The organism is Phreatobacter sp. (assembly GCF_030691135.1).
GTDB lineage: Bacteria > Pseudomonadota > Alphaproteobacteria > Rhizobiales > Phreatobacteraceae > Phreatobacter.
Genome location: NZ_JAUYFA010000092.1, coordinates 48046 through 63325 on the forward strand (window position 1 = coordinate 48046; position 15280 = coordinate 63325).

The 15280-nt window shown below is 66.3% G+C and carries 15 protein-coding genes; 9 read left to right on the forward strand and 6 right to left on the reverse strand.

The window, feature by feature from the left end; translation table 11 throughout:
- Positions 1–28 precede the first annotated feature (28 nt).
- The gene (locus tag Q8O26_RS17630) at positions 29–865 is read right to left on the reverse strand and encodes a DUF3108 domain-containing protein (protein WP_305577966.1); all 837 of its coding nucleotides are present in this window, start codon (positions 863–865) and stop codon (positions 29–31) included.
- A gap of 205 nt (positions 866–1070) precedes the next feature.
- On the opposite strand from Q8O26_RS17630, the gene Q8O26_RS17635 reads away from it, so the two are divergent.
- Positions 1071–1448, forward strand: a complete 378-nt coding sequence (locus Q8O26_RS17635) for a hypothetical protein (protein WP_305577968.1) — start codon at positions 1071–1073, stop codon at positions 1446–1448.
- A gap of 93 nt (positions 1449–1541) precedes the next feature.
- Here the strand turns inward: Q8O26_RS17635 and Q8O26_RS17640 are convergent, their stop codons facing one another.
- From Q8O26_RS17640 to Q8O26_RS17650, 3 genes are all read right to left on the reverse strand, one after another.
- Positions 1542–2339, reverse strand: a complete 798-nt coding sequence (locus tag Q8O26_RS17640) for a xanthine dehydrogenase family protein subunit M (RefSeq protein ID WP_305577970.1) — start codon at positions 2337–2339, stop codon at positions 1542–1544.
- An 18-nt stretch (positions 2340–2357) separates the two neighbouring features.
- Positions 2358–4721 carry a xanthine dehydrogenase family protein molybdopterin-binding subunit gene (locus Q8O26_RS17645; protein WP_305577972.1) on the reverse strand — a complete coding sequence of 788 codons (2364 nt, stop codon included), beginning with the start codon at positions 4719–4721 and terminating at the stop codon, positions 2358–2360.
- Between the two features lie 64 nt (positions 4722–4785).
- Entirely contained in the window at positions 4786–5280 is a 495-nt protein-coding gene (locus Q8O26_RS17650) for a (2Fe-2S)-binding protein (RefSeq protein ID WP_305577974.1), read from the reverse strand.
- A gap of 249 nt (positions 5281–5529) precedes the next feature.
- Between Q8O26_RS17650 and pcaD the strand changes: the two genes are divergently transcribed.
- Both pcaD and pcaC read left to right on the forward strand, forming a co-directional pair.
- Complete coding sequence (gene pcaD / locus Q8O26_RS17655; RefSeq protein WP_305577976.1) at positions 5530–6309, forward strand: 3-oxoadipate enol-lactonase; 780 nt, start codon at positions 5530–5532, stop codon at positions 6307–6309.
- 269 nt (positions 6310–6578) lie between these two features.
- Positions 6579–6965, forward strand: coding sequence for a 4-carboxymuconolactone decarboxylase (pcaC, locus tag Q8O26_RS17660; protein ID WP_305577978.1), 387 nt, complete (start codon positions 6579–6581; stop codon positions 6963–6965).
- Between the two features lie 106 nt (positions 6966–7071).
- Here the strand turns inward: pcaC and Q8O26_RS17665 are convergent, their stop codons facing one another.
- The gene (locus Q8O26_RS17665) at positions 7072–7599 is read right to left on the reverse strand and encodes a flavin reductase (RefSeq protein WP_305577980.1); all 528 of its coding nucleotides are present in this window, start codon (positions 7597–7599) and stop codon (positions 7072–7074) included.
- Between the two features lie 259 nt (positions 7600–7858).
- Here Q8O26_RS17665 and Q8O26_RS17670 point away from each other — a divergent pair, with 259 nt between their 5' ends.
- The 6 genes from Q8O26_RS17670 (at position 7859) to Q8O26_RS17695 (ending at position 13394) form a co-directional block, all read left to right on the forward strand.
- Positions 7859–8776 (forward strand): branched-chain amino acid ABC transporter permease LivH, encoded by a 918-nt coding sequence (locus Q8O26_RS17670; RefSeq protein WP_305577982.1) that lies wholly within the window; start codon positions 7859–7861, stop codon positions 8774–8776.
- 2 nt (positions 8777–8778) lie between these two features.
- Positions 8779–10206, forward strand: a complete 1428-nt coding sequence (gene livM, locus Q8O26_RS17675) for a high-affinity branched-chain amino acid ABC transporter permease LivM (protein ID WP_305577984.1) — start codon at positions 8779–8781, stop codon at positions 10204–10206.
- 32 nt (positions 10207–10238) lie between these two features.
- Complete coding sequence (locus Q8O26_RS17680; protein WP_305578037.1) at positions 10239–11036, forward strand: ABC transporter ATP-binding protein; 798 nt, start codon at positions 10239–10241, stop codon at positions 11034–11036.
- Positions 11033–11755: an ABC transporter ATP-binding protein gene (locus Q8O26_RS17685; protein ID WP_305577986.1), complete on the forward strand. Its 723-nt coding sequence runs from the start codon at positions 11033–11035 to the stop codon at positions 11753–11755. Before Q8O26_RS17680 ends, Q8O26_RS17685 begins: the two co-directional genes overlap by 4 nt.
- On the forward strand, positions 11755–12135 hold the full coding sequence (locus Q8O26_RS17690; protein ID WP_305577988.1) for a DUF6867 family protein: 381 nt from the start codon (positions 11755–11757) through the stop codon (positions 12133–12135). The genes Q8O26_RS17685 and Q8O26_RS17690 overlap by 1 nt, the downstream gene beginning before the upstream one ends.
- 128 nt (positions 12136–12263) lie before the next feature.
- Positions 12264–13394: a branched-chain amino acid ABC transporter substrate-binding protein gene (locus Q8O26_RS17695; RefSeq protein ID WP_305577990.1), complete on the forward strand. Its 1131-nt coding sequence runs from the start codon at positions 12264–12266 to the stop codon at positions 13392–13394.
- Positions 13395–13479: 85 nt separating this feature from the next.
- Here Q8O26_RS17695 and Q8O26_RS17700 read toward each other — a convergent pair whose 3' ends face one another.
- The gene (locus Q8O26_RS17700) at positions 13480–15030 is read right to left on the reverse strand and encodes a TadE/TadG family type IV pilus assembly protein (RefSeq protein WP_305577991.1); all 1551 of its coding nucleotides are present in this window, start codon (positions 15028–15030) and stop codon (positions 13480–13482) included.
- Between the last annotated feature and the right edge of the window lie 250 nt (positions 15031–15280).

Consider the following 15280-nt stretch of genomic DNA (forward strand, 5'->3'; position numbering starts at 1 on the left):
TAGCGCAGCCGGTATGCCGTCGAGAACCTCAATCCGCGGAGGCGCGCCGTGCCGTCGGCGGGCCCGGGTCGAGGGCGAGCCGCGTCGCCTGGGCGATGCCCGTGCCATAGCCGGTCGACAGCGCGATCCTCGCCGGCAGGAGGTTCCGCGTGCCGCGAACCGGAACGAGGATCACCTCGGCGGAGCGTTGCCGCGCGCTCTGGATGTCGTTGCGGTCGGGCCGGTAGCCGGCGATCGGCTCGAACCGCACGCGGCAGACCGCCGCCTCACCCTTGTAGCCGCCGATATCCACCTGCCGGGTCTCGACGAAGGAATAGATGAGGTCGAAGCGCTCGCGCCCGCCGAAGACCGGTGTGCGGCGCTCGCAGGCCGCCGCTCCCGCGACGGGCCCCGTGCCGCCGGCGACGAAAATGCCGGCAGAGAGCGGGTCGAGCACGCCGCGCAGATGTTCCGGCAGGAGCGGCGTCGCGCGCGGATGCGGCGGCTTGTCGGGGTCGCGGGTGACACCGGTGACGTTGCCGCCGGCCATGTCCATGCGCATCGTCTCGACCTTCTCACCCGAGCGGATCTCCACGGTGAAGCTGGACGGCACCGGCCCATTGCCGCGGATCTGGCCGGTGGAGATGGCCGTTCCCGCGCCGCCGGCGAAGACAGCCGCCATGCCGGTGACTCGCGCCTCGAGCGTGGTGCGGTAGGTCCGCCCGTCCGACGTCGAGACCATCGTGCCGCGGCCGATGGAAAGCCCGAGAAAGGTCACGGCATAATCGGCGGACACTTCGCCCTGCACCTGTGCGGCGGCAGGCCCCGCAGGAAGGGCGACGAGGGAGAGGATCGACGCGGCGAGGACGGCAAGGGGGGATTTCACGCGCTGACCTCCGGGGCGACCGGAACGGGCGGTCGGTGTCGATGCAGTGTTCGCGGCGGGTTGGGGCGATTTTGCGGCATGACGGGGGAAAACCGCCGCGATGAGACGGGCGGACTCCGGATGCAACCATTTTTCGTGGTTTCGATTCGAATTTTCGTTAATGGCCATATGGTAGCAGCGATGCTTCTCACGACTCGTGTACGCCATGGGCCAGCCGATGCGCCACAACACGACCCTGATCACGATGCTTGTCGCCTTCGGCGGCATGATCATCGGACTGTTCGTGCTCTTCCCGGGCGAAGCTTCGCTGATAACCGGCAGCGTCCGCCGGATGATCGACCCGAAGCGCCCCGATCTCGTCCGCCTCGAATACATCACGTCAAACCCGGAACTGTCGCGCGGCTGGCGCACGCTGCGGGTGGTCGAGCGTCCCGAGCAATGCCTGCAGCTTATGGAGCACAACCACGCCCATGACCCGCAGATTCCCGGTCCGCTCGGATCGCTGCGCTGCGTGTCCTATCGCAAGAACGACGAGATGATCGAGGTCCTGCAGGTCCGCCGCATCGCGCCGGATGCGGGCTGAACCGGCCACGCCGGATCGAAAACAGAGTCGAAAAAGGCGAAGGGCCGGTGCTTTCGCGCCCGGCCCTCCACTTGTTTCCAATGATCGCTGCGCTCAGGCGATGGCAGCGGCGACGGCGCGCTTGGCGATGACGCCGACGAGATGGGCGCGATAATCCGCCGAGGCGTGAATGTCGCCGTTGAGATCGGCGGCAGGCGTCCCGACGCCTTCCAGCGATTTCGGGTTGAAGCGCTTCGCCAGGGCCTCCTCCATCGCCGTATGGCGGAAGACGCCGCCCGATCCGGCGCCGGTCACGGCGACCTTCACCTGGCTGCCCTTCTTGGCGACGAAGACGCCGACGATGGCGTAGCGCGAAGCCGGATTGGGGAACTTCACATAGGCGGCCTTGGCCGGCACCGGGAAGGCGATCTTGGTGATCACCTCGTCCTCGTCGAGGGCGGTGGCGAACATGCCGGCGAAGAACTCCTCCGCCGGGATCTTGCGCTTGCTGGTATGGACCGTCGCCCCCAGCGCCATGAGCGCCGCGGGATAGTCGGCCGCCGGGTCGTTGTTGGCCACCGAACCGCCGATCGTGCCGCGATGGCGGACATGGGGATCGCCGATATGGCCGGCGAGCTGGGCGAGCGCCGGGATCGCCTGCTGGACGATCGGCGATGCGGCAACCTCGGCATGGGTCGTCATCGCGCCGATGACGATGTTGCGGCCCTTCTGCTCGATTCCCGACAGGCCGGCGCCCGACAGGTCGACCAGCGTCTTCGGACTGGCGAGTCGCTGCTTCATGGTCGGGATCAGCGTATGGCCGCCGGCCAGCAGCTTGGGATCCTCGGCCTTGCCGAGGAGCGAGACGGCGCCGCGGACGGTTGCGGCCTTCTGGTACTTGAAAGGATACATGATGACCTCTTTCGAACCTTACTCGGCCGCGATCGCGGCGCGGGACTGCTTCTGGATGACCGTCCACAGGGCCTGGGGCGTCGCAGGCATCGGCACCTCCTCGGTTCCCAGCGCATCGGTCAGCGCGTTGATGACGGCGGCGGGTGCGGCGATCGCGCCGGCCTCGCCGCAGCCCTTGATGCCGAGCGGGTTGGACGGGCATGGTGTCACGGTCATGCCGACGTCGAAGGACGGCAGGTCATGGGCCCGCGGCATGGCGTAATCCATGAAGGAGGCCGTCACGAGCTGCCCGTCCTTGTTGTAGATCGCCCCTTCCAGCAGCGCCTGGCCGACGCCCTGGGCGATACCGCCATGGACCTGGCCCTCGACGATCATCGGGTTGATGACATTGCCGAAATCGTCGACCGCAGTCCATTTGGCGATGGTTGCGACGCCGGTCTCCTGGTCCACTTCGATCTCGCAGATGTGGCAGCCGGCAGGGAAGGTGAAGTTGGTCGGATCGTAGAAGGATCCCTCCTTCAGGCCGGGCTCCAGCTCCTGCGGATTGAACTTGTGGGCGATATAGGCGTTGAGCGCCACCGTGCCGAAATCCACCGACTTGTCGGTGCCCTTCACGGTGAACTTGCCGTCCTTGAAGTCGATGTCGGCCTCCGCCGCCTCCAGCACATGGGAGGCCACCTTCTTCGCCTTGGCCTCGATCTTGTCGAGAGCCTTGGAGATCGCCGACATGCCGACAGCACCCGAGCGCGAGCCGTAGGTGCCCATGCCGAACTGCACCTTGTCGGTGTCGCCATGGACGATGGAGACATTGTCGATGGAAATGCCGAGGCGCGAGGAGACGAGCTGGGCGAAGGTCGTCTCGTGGCCCTGGCCGTGGCTGTGCGAGCCGGTGAGAACCTCAACGGTGCCAACCGGATTGACCCTCACCTCGGCCGATTCCCACAGGCCGACACCGGCGCCGAGCGAGCCGACGGCCTGGGACGGGGCGATGCCGCAGGCCTCGATATAAGTGGAATATCCGAGACCACGCAGCTTGCCGCGCTTGGCCGCCTCGCGGCGGCGCTTGCCGAAGCCCTTCACGTCGGCCATTTCCATGGCCTTGACGAGCGAGGCTTTGTAGTCGCCGCAGTCATACATCATGATCACCGGCGTCTGGTGCGGGAACTTGGTGATGAAGTTGCGCCGCCGGAAGGCCGCCGGATCCATGCCGATCTCGCGCGCCGCGGCTTCCACCAGGCGCTCGACGACGAAGGTCGCCTCGGGCCGGCCGGCGCCGCGATAGGCGTCGACGGGAGACGTGTTGGTATAGACCGCATCGACCTCGGCATAGATCGCCGGAATCGCATACTGGCCCGACAGCAGGGTGGCGTAGAGATAGGTCGGCACCGACGAGGCGAAGGTCGACAGATAGGCGCCCATATTGGCGATCGTCTTGACCCTGAGGCCGGTGATCTTGCCCTCGGCGTCGGTCGCCAGTTCCGCCCGCGTGACATGGTCGCGGCCGTGCGCGACACAGAGGAACTCCTCGGTCCGGTCGGCCGTCCATTTCACCGGCCGTCCGCACTTGCGCGCGGCCCAGACGCAGACCGTCTCCTCGGCATAGATGAAGATCTTGGAGCCGAAGCCGCCGCCGACATCGGGAGCGACGACGCGCAGCTTGTGCTCGGGCGCGATGCCGATGAAGGCGGAGAGCACGAGACGCGCCACATGCGGGTTCTGGCTCGTCGTGTAGAGCGTCAGGGCATCGTTGCCGGAATCATATTCGCCGACGGCCGCGCGCGGCTCCATGGCGTTGGGAACCAGCCGGTTGTTGACGATCTCCAGGGTCGTGACGTGCTTGGCCGCTTTGAAGGCGGCTTCCGTCGCCGCCTTGTCGCCGATGTGCCAGTCATAGACCGTGTTGTTCGGCGCCTCGACGTGAACCTCGGGACCGCTCTGGGCCTTGGCCGTGTCGGCATTGGCCGGCAGCACGCCGTAATCGACGAGGATGGCCTCGGCCGCGTCCTTGGCCTGCGACAGCGTGTCGGCGATGACGACGGCGACGTGGTCGCCGACATAGCGGACCTTGCCCTGGGCGAGGATCGGATGGGGACCGGCGCGCATCGGCGTGCCGTCCTTGGAATGGATCATCCAGCCGCAGATGAGACCGCCGACCTTGTCGGCCGCGACATCATCGCCGGTATAGATCGCCACCACGCCGGGCATGGCCTTCGCCTTGGCGATGTCGATCTTCTTCAGGGTGGCGTGGGCGTGCGGCGAGCGCAGGAAATAGGCGTGCGCCTGGCCGGGGCGGTTGATATCGTCGGTATACTGGCCCTTGCCGGTGATGAAGCGGTGGTCTTCCTTGCGCCGAACGGCGGCACCGAGTGCGGTGACTGTCATGACGATCCTCCCTTAGGACGTCGGATGGCGGAATGGAGGCTGCGGAAACGGCTTGTGGCGCCGCTTATTCCGCAGCCTGGCGCGCGGGGGCCTTGCCGGTCATCGCCTGGGCGCCGGCTTCGACGGCCTTCACGATGTTGTGGTAGCCGGTGCAGCGGCAGATATTGCCTTCCAGCTCCTCGCGGATCGTCGCCTCGTCTACCGCGCCCTTGCGGTTCACGATGTCGACGGCGGCCATGATCATGCCGGGCGTGCAGAAACCGCATTGCAGGCCGTGATGCTCGCGGAAGGCCTCCTGCATCGGATGCAGCTTGCCGTCCTGGGCGAGGCCCTCGATCGTCACGACCTCGGTGCCCTGGCACTGGACCGCGAAGGTCGTGCAGGACTTCACCGCCTTGCCGTCGACATGGACGACGCAGGCCCCGCACTGCGACGTGTCGCAGCCGACATGGGTTCCGGTCAGGTGCAGGTTCTCGCGCAGCATCTGCACCAGCAGGGTGCGCGCATCGACGTCGGCCGTCACCGATCGTCCGTTGACCGTCAGGGTCACCGTCGGCATGGGCGTTCCTCCTCACATTCGATCAAAACAGGCGCCTTCGGGATTGTTTTTGTATTCGCCGCCGGCTCCCGCGCCGGAAACAGCCTGTTTTCGGCGGGAATTACAGTTTGGACCCGTTCTCAACGGAGCGTCAAGCTGGAACCTTGCCACGGTGCAGGCCCGCCCCCCTGCCGGTGCATCCCCTCCCCCGTTGCATTGTCGCAAGTCTCCCCTAGTCTCTCGCGCCACCATTGCCGCAGGAGACTTTTCATGGCCCGGTTCACGACCTCGGACGGCCTTTCGCTGCGCTACGAAGATACCGGCGGCGACAAGCCGGCGCTGCTCCTGTCCAACTCGCTCGGAACCCGGCTGGAGATGTGGCAGCCGCAGATGGCCGCCTTCGCCGAGGCCTTCCGTGTCATCCGCTATGACAAGCGCGGCCATGGCGACAGCGAGCTGCGCGTCGGACCGACCGGCTTTGCGCGGCTGACCCGCGACGCGGTCGAACTGCTCGACCACCTTGGGATCGCGAAGGCCGACTGGTGCGGCCTCTCCATGGGCGGCATGAGCGGCATGTGGGCCGGCACCCACCATGCCTCCCGCTTCAACCGCCTGGTTCTCTGCAACACCGCCGCCGGCATGCCGACCGCCGACATGTGGAACCAGCGCATCGCCACCGTGAAGCGCGACGGTCTCACCCCGCTCATCCCGACCATCGTCGACCGCTGGTTCACCAAGCGCTTCCAGGCCGCGGACCCCAAGGCCGTTGCCCGCATTGTCGCCATGCTGGAGACCACCCCGCCGGAAGGCTATGCCGCATGCTCCGCCGCCATCCGCGACATGGACCAGCGCGAGGCGATCCGCGCGATACGGCTACCGACGCTCGTCATTTCCGGCACTCATGACGGCTCGACGCCCCCCGGCAAGGGCCGCGAGATCGCCGAGGCGATCCCCGGCGCCCGCTATGTCGAGCTCGATGCCGCGCATCTGTCCAATATCGAGCAGGCCGGGGCCTTCACCGACACGGTGATGGGCTTCCTGCGGCCGTGATCAGCGGCAAGACGGGTCAGTGCGTCCTTCGAGGCTCGCAATAGCATCGAGCGGACGCGAGATGCGTCCGCATCTCGCTATGCGCTCGCACCTCAGGATGAGGAAGGTTGAGCCTGGCATGACGGCCGACCTCGTCCCGCTTTGTGCAGGACACCAACGCCCCTCATCCTGAGGTGCGAGCCCCAGCGATGCGGCAGCATCGTCCGGAGGCGAGCCTCGAAGGACGCACTTCCACCGATGCAGGGCGCAGTGCCCGACAGGAGACCTTCATGGACGAAAAAGACCGCTTCGAAAAAGGCCTCGCGGTGCGTCGCGCCGTTCTCGGCGATGCCCATGTCGACCGTTCGCTCGCCGGCCGCGACGGCTTTTCCGGCGAGTTCCAGGACTTCATCACCCGCTATGCCTGGGGCGAGATCTGGACGCGGCCGGGCCTCGAGCGCAAGACGCGCAGCTTCCTGGTGCTCGCCATCTGCGCCTCACTCGGCCGCTGGGAGGAGTTCCGGCTGCACTGCCGCGCCTCCTTCGCCAACGGTGTGACCACCGACGACATCAAGGAGGTCATCCTGCAGATCGCCGTCTATGCCGGTGTTCCCGCAGCGAATACGGCGATGAAGGAGGCGAAGGAGGTTTTCGCCGAGCTCGGCATCAAGACCTGAGACTCTGCAGGCCCCACCCTTACCCTCTCCTCGCGCAAGCGAGGGGAGGGTGCGGGTGGGGCATCCTTCGCAGGAGAAAGCGGCAGAGGGGTCGCTGATACGCCGCTCAGCGCGGGATCGGCCGATAGGCCCGGTCGAAATAGGCGAGAGCCGGGCCCGCCGGCCCGATCCTGACCGCCTCGACCTGGCCGATGAGGATGTGATGCGTCGCCATGGCGCGCATCTCCACGAGACGGCAGTCGAAGGTGACGAGGGCGATGTCGAGCGTCGGCGCCCCCGTCGCGAGCGGCGACCAGGACCCCTCGCGGAAACGCTCGGCGCCGACATGGCCACGGCGACCGGCGAAGGTCTCTGCCAGCCCCTCGGCGCCGGCCGGCAGGGCATTGACCGCGAAGACGCCGTTGCTGGCGATCAGCGCCCCGTTGGCGGACTTGCGATTGAGGCAGACGAGCAGCGTCGGCGGCTCGTCCGAGACCGAGGCGACCGCGATGGCGGTGAAGCCGCTGGATCCTGCCGGCCCGGCGGTGGTGACCACATGGACGTGACCTGCCACATGCGCCATGCCGTCCCGATAGGCCTGCGGTGAGGCGGCGGGCACTCCCGGAATCATCGAGTGGCTGGCAGCGCCATCCATGCAAAATCCTCTGTTGCCGATTGATATAGGCCTGCGAGCGCGGCGGAGCCAATCCATACCGCTGAATTCTCGGTGATTAAGGTTGAGACGGTCGCATGCCGGCCGTGTGAATAAACGCCACGACGCCATTGTGACTTCTCGGGACGCTTGCTACCGATATGTGGCATGTTGTGTAGCAGGCCCGGCCGCAGAGGCGGCCGTCGCCGGAGACCATCGCGGCGCTATCCCGCGCCGTCGGGGACAGTGGGAAGGTGACGGCATGGAAGTCTTCTTCCAGCAGCTGATCAACGGCGTCACGCTCGGATCGATCTACGGTCTTATCGCCATCGGCTACACGATGGTCTTCGGCATCATCGGCATGGTCAATTTCTCCCATGGCGATGTCTTCATGGTCTCCACCTTCATCGCCCTGATCGCGCTGATGATCGTCACCACCTGGCTCGGCGTCGGGTCGATCCTCATCGCCCTGATGATCGTGCTGATCATCGCCATGATCTTCACCTCGCTGATTAGCTGGACCATCGAGCGCGTCGCCTATCGCCCCTTGCGCGGCTCGTTCCGCCTCGCCCCGCTGATCTCCGCCATCGGCATGTCGATCGTGCTGTCGAACTTCGTGCAGGTGTCGCAGGGTCCGCGCAACAAGGCCATCGACCCGATCCTCAACAATGTCTTCGTGCTCTCGGCGGCGGGCGGCTATCAGGTGACGCTGTCCTACAAGCAGATTCTCATCGTCGTGGTCACTGCGGCCCTCCTCGCCATCTTCTGGTGGGTGGTCGCCAAGACGCCGCTCGGCCGGGCGCAGCGCGCCTGCGAGCAGGACCGCAAGATGGCAGCTCTGCTCGGCGTCGACGTCGACCGCACGATCTCCATCACCTTCGTCATGGGCGCCGCGCTCGCCGCCGTAGCCGGCACGCTCTACCTCGTCTATTACGGCGTGGTGAACTTCCACGACGGATTCACGCCGGGCGTGAAGGCCTTCACCGCGGCGGTGCTCGGCGGCATCGGCTCGCTGCCCGGCGCGGTGCTGGGAGGCCTGCTCATCGGCCTCATCGAGGTCTTCTGGTCGGCCTATTTCTCGGTCGAGTACAAGGACGTCGCAGCCTTCTCCATTCTCGCCATCGTGCTGATCTTCATGCCGCAGGGCATCCTCGGCCGGCCCGACGTCGAGAAGGTCTGATCGTGACGAGCGCAACGGACCCGAATTTCGCCAGACCCGAGCCCCCTTCCCCCGTCGCCCGCGCCGCTCGGGAAGCCCTCTTCGCCGCGATCATCGCGCTCGGTGTCTTCGGTCCCCTGCTCGCCTTCCGGACGACGCAGGACATGCAGAACCGTCTCATCGTCGAGACGCGCTATGGCCTCATCGCGATCGTCGTCCTGCTCGTCTTCGCCGGGCGCTTTCTGCTGTCGCTCTGGTTCGCGCGGGCGCGCCCCGAGGCGGGGCCCACCCTCGGCGCCCGCCTGTCCGGCCTGGTGCCCCGGAGCGTGCGCGACGTCGTCCGCAGCGGCCTGCCGCCGGCGGCTCTTGTCGCCCTCTTCGTCTACCCGATGATGATCATGTCCCTGACGGGCGGCTCCGGCGCCCTCAAGTGGATCGACAATTTCGGCATCCAGATCCTCATCTACGTGATGCTGGCCTGGGGCCTGAACATCGTCGTCGGCCTCGCCGGCCTCCTCGACCTCGGCTATGTCGCCTTCTATGCGGTCGGCGCCTATGCCTATGCGCTCATCGCCACCAAGGTGATCCCTGCGACCTTTCCCGGCCTCGGGGTCTGGGCCTTCTGGATCTGCCTGCCCATCTCCGGCATCCTCGCCGCCTTCTGGGGGGTGCTGCTCGGCTTTCCGGTCTTGCGATTACGCGGCGACTACCTCGCCATCGTGACCCTTGCCTTCGGCGAGATCATCCGCCTCGTCCTGATCAACTGGACCGCCTTCTCCAACGGCTATGAAGGCATCTCGACCATTCCGCGGCCCTCGTTCTTCGGCGTGCCGTTCAACGCCTCGGACACGGGCTTTGCCGCGACCTTCGGGCTGGAATTCTCGCCCGTCTACCGCACCATCTTCCTCTACTACGTCATCGTCTGCCTCGCCCTGCTCACCGCCTGGGTGTCGAACCGGCTGCGCAAGCTGCCCGTCGGCCGGGCCTGGGAAGCGCTGCGCGAGGACGAGATCGCCTGCCGCTCGCTCGGCATCAACACGGTCAACACCAAGCTCACTGCCTTCGCCATCGGCGCCATGTTCGGCGGCTTCGCCGGCTCGTTCTTCGCCGCGCGTCAGGGCTTCATCTCGCCGGAGAGCTTCACCTTCATGGAATCGGCGGTGATCCTCGCCATCGTCGTGCTCGGCGGCATGGGCTCGCTCGTCGGCACGGCCCTCGCCGCCGTCGCCATGATCGGCGGCACCGAACTCCTGCGCGAGCTCGACTGGCTGAAGGCCATCTTCGGCAGGGATTTCGATCCGGCCCAGTATCGCATGCTCATCTTCGGTCTCGCCATGGTGGCGATCATGGTGTGGAAGCCGCGCGGTTTCGTCTCCACCCGCATGCCCAGCGCCTTCCTGAAAAACCGCCGCGCCGTCTCCGCCGATCACGTCAAGGAGGGCCAAGGGTGAGCGAGGCGATCCTGACCGTCGAACACCTGACGATGCGGTTTGGCGGGCTCCTGGCGGTGAACGACCTGTCCTTCGAGGCACGCCGCGGCGACATCACGGCAGTGATCGGCCCTAACGGCGCCGGCAAGACCACCGTCTTCAACTGCATCACCGGCTTCTACAAGCCGAGCCAGGGCCGCATCACCATGCGCCATGCGGACGGGCGCACCCACCTGCTGGAGCGCCTGGCCGATTTCCGCATCGCCCAGGAAGCGAAGGTCGCGCGCACCTTCCAGAACATCAGGCTTTTCTCCGGGATGACCGTGCTGGAGAACCTTCTGGTGGCCCAGCACAACCCGCTGATGAGCGCCTCCGGCTGGTCGATCGGCGGCATTCTCGGCCTGCCCGCCTATGGCCGCGCCGAACGCCGCGCCATCGAGAAGGCAGCCTACTGGCTCGACAAATGCGGGTTGACCGACCGCGCCGACGACCCCGCCGGCGACCTCCCCTATGGCCCGCAGCGGGCCCTGGAGATCGCCCGCGCCATGTGCACAGAGCCCGAGCTCCTCTGCCTCGACGAGCCCGCCGCAGGCCTCAACCCGCGCGAGAGCCTGGTACTCAACGAGCTGCTGCGCTTCATCCGCAAGGAGCACGGAACCTCGCTGCTGCTGATCGAGCACGACATGAGCGTCGTGATGGAAATCTCCGACCATGTCGTCGTCCTCGACTACGGCATCAAGATTTCCGACGGCACGCCGGCCATGGTGCGCGAGGACCCCAAGGTGATCGCCGCCTATCTCGGCGTCGACGATTCAGAGGTCGAGAAGGTGGAAGCGGAGGTGGGCCTGTGACGGCGCTCCTGACCGCCCGCGGCGTCGAGACCTTCTACGGCGCCATCCAGGCGCTGAAGGGCATCGACATCGACGTCGCCCGCGGCGAGATCGTCGCCCTCATCGGGGCCAACGGCGCCGGCAAGTCGACGCTGATGATGACGATCTGCGGCAGCCCGCAGGCCCGCCGCGGCTCCATCGTCTATGACGGGCAGGACATCACCCGCCGGCCGACCCACGAGATCATGCGCATGGGCATCGCCCAGTCGCCGGAGGGGCGGCGCATCTTCCCGCGCATGTCCGTTTTCGAGAATCTCCAGATGGGGGCGACCCTCACCGATCCCGCCTTCTTCACCGAAGACCTGGAAAAGGTCTTCGTCCTCTTCCCCCGCCTGAAAGAGCGGCGCGACCAGCGCGGCGGCACGCTGTCGGGCGGCGAGCAGCAGATGCTCGCCATCGCCCGTGCCCTGATGAGCCGGCCGAAGCTGCTGCTCCTCGATGAGCCCTCGCTCGGCCTCGCCCCGCTCATCGTCGCCGGGATCTTCAACGCCATCCGCGAGCTCAACCGGGCGGAGGGCCTGACCGTCTTCCTCGTCGAGCAGAACGCCTACCACGCGCTGAAGCTCGCCCACCGCGGCTATGTGATGGTCAACGGCAGCGTCACCATGCAGGGGACCGGCAAGGAACTCCTCGCCCGCGAGGAGGTGCGCGCTGCCTATCTCGAAGGGGGGCGGCACTGATGCAGGGCGTGCTCTACGAGGAACCCTCGGTCTGGCTCTTCCTTCTCGTCACCCTGGTGCTCGGCGGCTGGCTGGCGATCATGACCGGCCGGGCCTGCGCCCAGACATGGCGCGGCATCCCGGAGACCATCGCCTATCTCCTCGTCCTCGGCCTCGCCGTACGCTTCGCCCATTTCGCACTCTTCGAGGGAACGCTCCTGTCGCTGCGCTACTATGTGGTCGACACCGTCATCGTCTCCCTCATCGGTCTCCTGTCCTGGCGCATGACGCGCGCCGGGCAGATGGTCCACCAGTACTGGTGGCTCTACGAACGCACCGGCCCGCTCACCTGGGCGGAACGGCCGGTCCCCCTGTCCTCCCCTCCGGAGAAACACCGATGACGCGTCGGTTTGAGCCGGATGGGCTGACAAGTTCCGCAAAAGGGTATTCGATCCTCGGCAAGAACGGCATGACCCGTTCTCCGCGAAGGCTTGATCCCCTCGTGACCCCCAATTGGGAAGGATGAGAGATGAAGACCAAACTCCTCGCCGGGCTGACGCTCGGCCTCGGTCTTGCCCTGGCGCTTCCCGCCCAGGCGCAGATCCGTCTCGGTGTTGCCGGACCGATCACGGGTCCGAACGCCTCGTTCGGCGCCCAGTTGCGCCAAGGCGTCGAGCAAGCCGTGGAAGACATCAACGCCGCTGGCGGCATTCTCGGTCAGCGCATCCAGCTGTCGGTCGGCGACGACGTTTCCGATCCCCGCCAGGGCGTGAGCGTTGCCAACAAATTCGTCGGTGACGGCATCAAGTTCGTCGTCGGCCACTTCAATTCCGGCGTATCCATTCCCGCCTCCGAGGTCTATGCGGAAAACGGCATCGTCGCCATCACCCCCGCCTCGACCAACCCGCGCCTCACCGAGCGCGGCCTGTGGAACGTGTTCCGCACCTGCGGCCGCGACGACCAGCAGGGCGCCGTCGCCGCAGCATTCCTCGTCCGCAACTTCGCCGGCAAGCGCGTCGCCATCGTCCACGACAAGACGACCTACGGCAAAGGCCTCGCCGACGAGACCCAGAAGGCGATGAACGCCGCCGGCCTCAAGGAGGTCATCTATGAAGGCGTCAACACCGGCGAGAAGGACTTCTCGGCGCTGATCTCCAAGCTCAAGGCGGCCAATGTCGACGTCGTCTACTGGGGCGGCCTGCACACCGAGGGCGGCCTCATCGTCCGCCAGATGCGCGACCAGGGCGTCAGCGCCCCGCTCATGTCGGGTGACGGCATCGCCGACAACGAGTTCGCCGCGATCGCCGGCCCCGGCGCCGTCGGCACGCTCATGACCTTCCCGCCGGACCCGCGCAACCGCGCCGAGGCCCGCGCCGTTGTCGAGAAATTCCGCACGGCCCGTCGTTTCGAGCCGCAGGCCTACACGCTCTACAGCTATGCCGCTGTGCAGATTCTCCAGCAGGCGGCCGTCGCCACCAACTCGCTCGACCCGAAGAAGATCGCCGAATTCATGCGCACCGGCCACGTCTTCAAGACGGTGATCGGCGACATCTCCTATGACAAGAAGGGTGACATCACCCGCGCCGACTACGTCATGTACACTTGGCGCGCCGGGCCGGATGGCAAGGTCTCCTATTTCGAGAGCTCGACCACCAACTGATCCCGTCCTTCGCGGATCCGACGTGACGAAGCCCGCCCGGAGCGATCTGGGCGGGCTTTTCATGGATCGAGGGCTGGCGCCCGCATCATTGGGTCAGCCGCAGGCGACTGATGTGGTTGCCGATCTCGTCGAAGGCGTTGCTCAGCGCCTGATCGGAATCGGCCACCAGAGCCATCGACGGGTTAGATGCGCATTGCTGCAGGATGCTGCGCGCCGTGGCGTCCGTCACGAAGAAGGCGACCGTGTAGACCCGGATTCCCGCCGCCTTGGCATTGGCGCAGGACGTGAGCGTCTTCTCGTTCATCTTGGCGACAATCTCGGCCCTGCTGCTCGACGTCGTCCCGAGGCGCCCTGCCGCCGAAAAGCCATAGGCCGAATAGAACGACCCGTTCATGGTGGGCAGACCGATCGCATCGTTCGCTCCATCGGTCATCAGCACCATGATCTTGCGGTTCTGCGGATCGTTGTAGGCTCGCCCCTCGGTGAACGGCGGCTCGGGCGACAGCACCCGCCAGCCCCACATGACCGCCTCATGCAGGTTGGTGCCGCCGTAGTTCGGCATGGCCGCCAGCGCCGTCGTGAGCGTCGGCTGGTTATGCGTCAGCGGGATGATCGGGTTCGAATCACACAACTGATTGGGTCCGCGCCGGGTGCCGTTGGCCAGCGACTGGTCGGGGCTGGCGCCGTTATACTTGCAGACCCGCCGCTGGCGGGCGAGCATCGACGTACCGAGCCCGCTCTGGCAGGTGCCGTCCGAGAGATAGTTGTTGTAGAAGCCGGACCACGCCCCCTCGTCGGGCTCGTCGGGAGCAAAGCTCGGCACGAAGAGCGTCGCCGCATTGCCGGACACTGGCGCACTGTCGGTCACGTCGTGCGGCGCAGGACGCGCCTCGACGCAGCCGGACCAACTGACACCCGACATCTGAGAATAGAGCTGCAGCCGCTTGGCGGGCGTCGCGAAGTTCTCTTCGTGGATCGGCGAATGGCCCTGGGTGTCGATCCAGCTGGCACCGGCATTGGCCGGGCCGACATTGACCATCGAGGCGAAGGGCACGACCGCGACCCTGGTATCCCCTGCCATATAGGCAAGGCCGAGCACCTTGCGCATCAGATCGGCGGACGCCGTCCGCAAGGTGGTGATCCGCGTCCCCGCCATGGACCCTGAATTGTCGAGGACGAGCGCGACCTCCAGGAGGGCGCGGCCGAGCTGCGAGGACGACGTGGCCGCCATCGGGACACTGGAAATGCCGATCACCGGCAGAATGTAGGGCTGATAGACATAGGTGGCCCGGGCCTCGACCGAGCGGGCCGCGACATCGACCGCGACAGTGACCTGGACCTGGCTGGCAAATTCGATATTGCCGGCCATGTGTCTCCGGACGAGTTCGGCGATCTGGGCCGAGGTCGAATTGGCGGTGACCGAACGCGTCGCAGTCAACACCGCCGAGTCGAGCGCATTCTGCAGGCGCGACTGCCGGCCGGAGGCGACCGTGTAATCGACCGCGCCGCCGACAACGCCCAGCATGGGCAGCAGCGTGACGGCGAAGAGGATCGTGACGGCGCCGCCGGCGTCGGTGCGAAAGCGCCTCGCGCGTCGTGCAGCCCGACGGAGCAGCCGCCGGCAGGAAGGCAGCATCCGCATGAGTCCCGCGGACAAGATCGGGAGTGACATGGCCAGGACCATCCTGGTTGAGCCGACTGGGACTACTGCCCCTACGGCACCGAATATGGTCACCAACGCTGAAACAATCGTTAAAACAGCCAGAATGTGCAAGATGGGGAAATCTGTGCCCCCGACAAATCACAGATGAGCTCACATCAGGCACGACTAGGTTCGGCCCGGCAATTTTTACATCTGTAAACTGACAAAAAAGTCCACGCCGGCG

What these genes read in the sequence shown, in the direction of transcription:
- Q8O26_RS17635 (WP_305577968.1), top strand. Translation starts at nt 1,071, where the DNA reads ATGGGCCAGCCGATGCGCCACAACACGACCCTGATCACGATGCTTGTC.
- Q8O26_RS17640 (WP_305577970.1), bottom strand. Translation starts at nt 2,339, where the DNA reads ATGTATCCTTTCAAGTACCAGAAGGCCGCAACCGTCCGCGGCGCCGTC.
- Q8O26_RS17645 (WP_305577972.1), bottom strand. Translation starts at nt 4,721, where the DNA reads ATGACAGTCACCGCACTCGGTGCCGCCGTTCGGCGCAAGGAAGACCAC.
- Q8O26_RS17650 (WP_305577974.1), bottom strand. Translation starts at nt 5,280, where the DNA reads ATGCCGACGGTGACCCTGACGGTCAACGGACGATCGGTGACGGCCGAC.
- pcaD (WP_305577976.1), top strand. Translation starts at nt 5,530, where the DNA reads ATGGCCCGGTTCACGACCTCGGACGGCCTTTCGCTGCGCTACGAAGAT.
- pcaC (WP_305577978.1), top strand. Translation starts at nt 6,579, where the DNA reads ATGGACGAAAAAGACCGCTTCGAAAAAGGCCTCGCGGTGCGTCGCGCC.
- Q8O26_RS17665 (WP_305577980.1), bottom strand. Translation starts at nt 7,599, where the DNA reads ATGGATGGCGCTGCCAGCCACTCGATGATTCCGGGAGTGCCCGCCGCC.
- Q8O26_RS17670 (WP_305577982.1), top strand. Translation starts at nt 7,859, where the DNA reads ATGGAAGTCTTCTTCCAGCAGCTGATCAACGGCGTCACGCTCGGATCG.
- Q8O26_RS17680 (WP_305578037.1), top strand. Translation starts at nt 10,239, where the DNA reads ATGCGGTTTGGCGGGCTCCTGGCGGTGAACGACCTGTCCTTCGAGGCA.
- Q8O26_RS17690 (WP_305577988.1), top strand. Translation starts at nt 11,755, where the DNA reads ATGCAGGGCGTGCTCTACGAGGAACCCTCGGTCTGGCTCTTCCTTCTC.
- Q8O26_RS17695 (WP_305577990.1), top strand. Translation starts at nt 12,264, where the DNA reads ATGAAGACCAAACTCCTCGCCGGGCTGACGCTCGGCCTCGGTCTTGCC.
- Q8O26_RS17700 (WP_305577991.1), bottom strand. Translation starts at nt 15,030, where the DNA reads ATGCTGCCTTCCTGCCGGCGGCTGCTCCGTCGGGCTGCACGACGCGCG.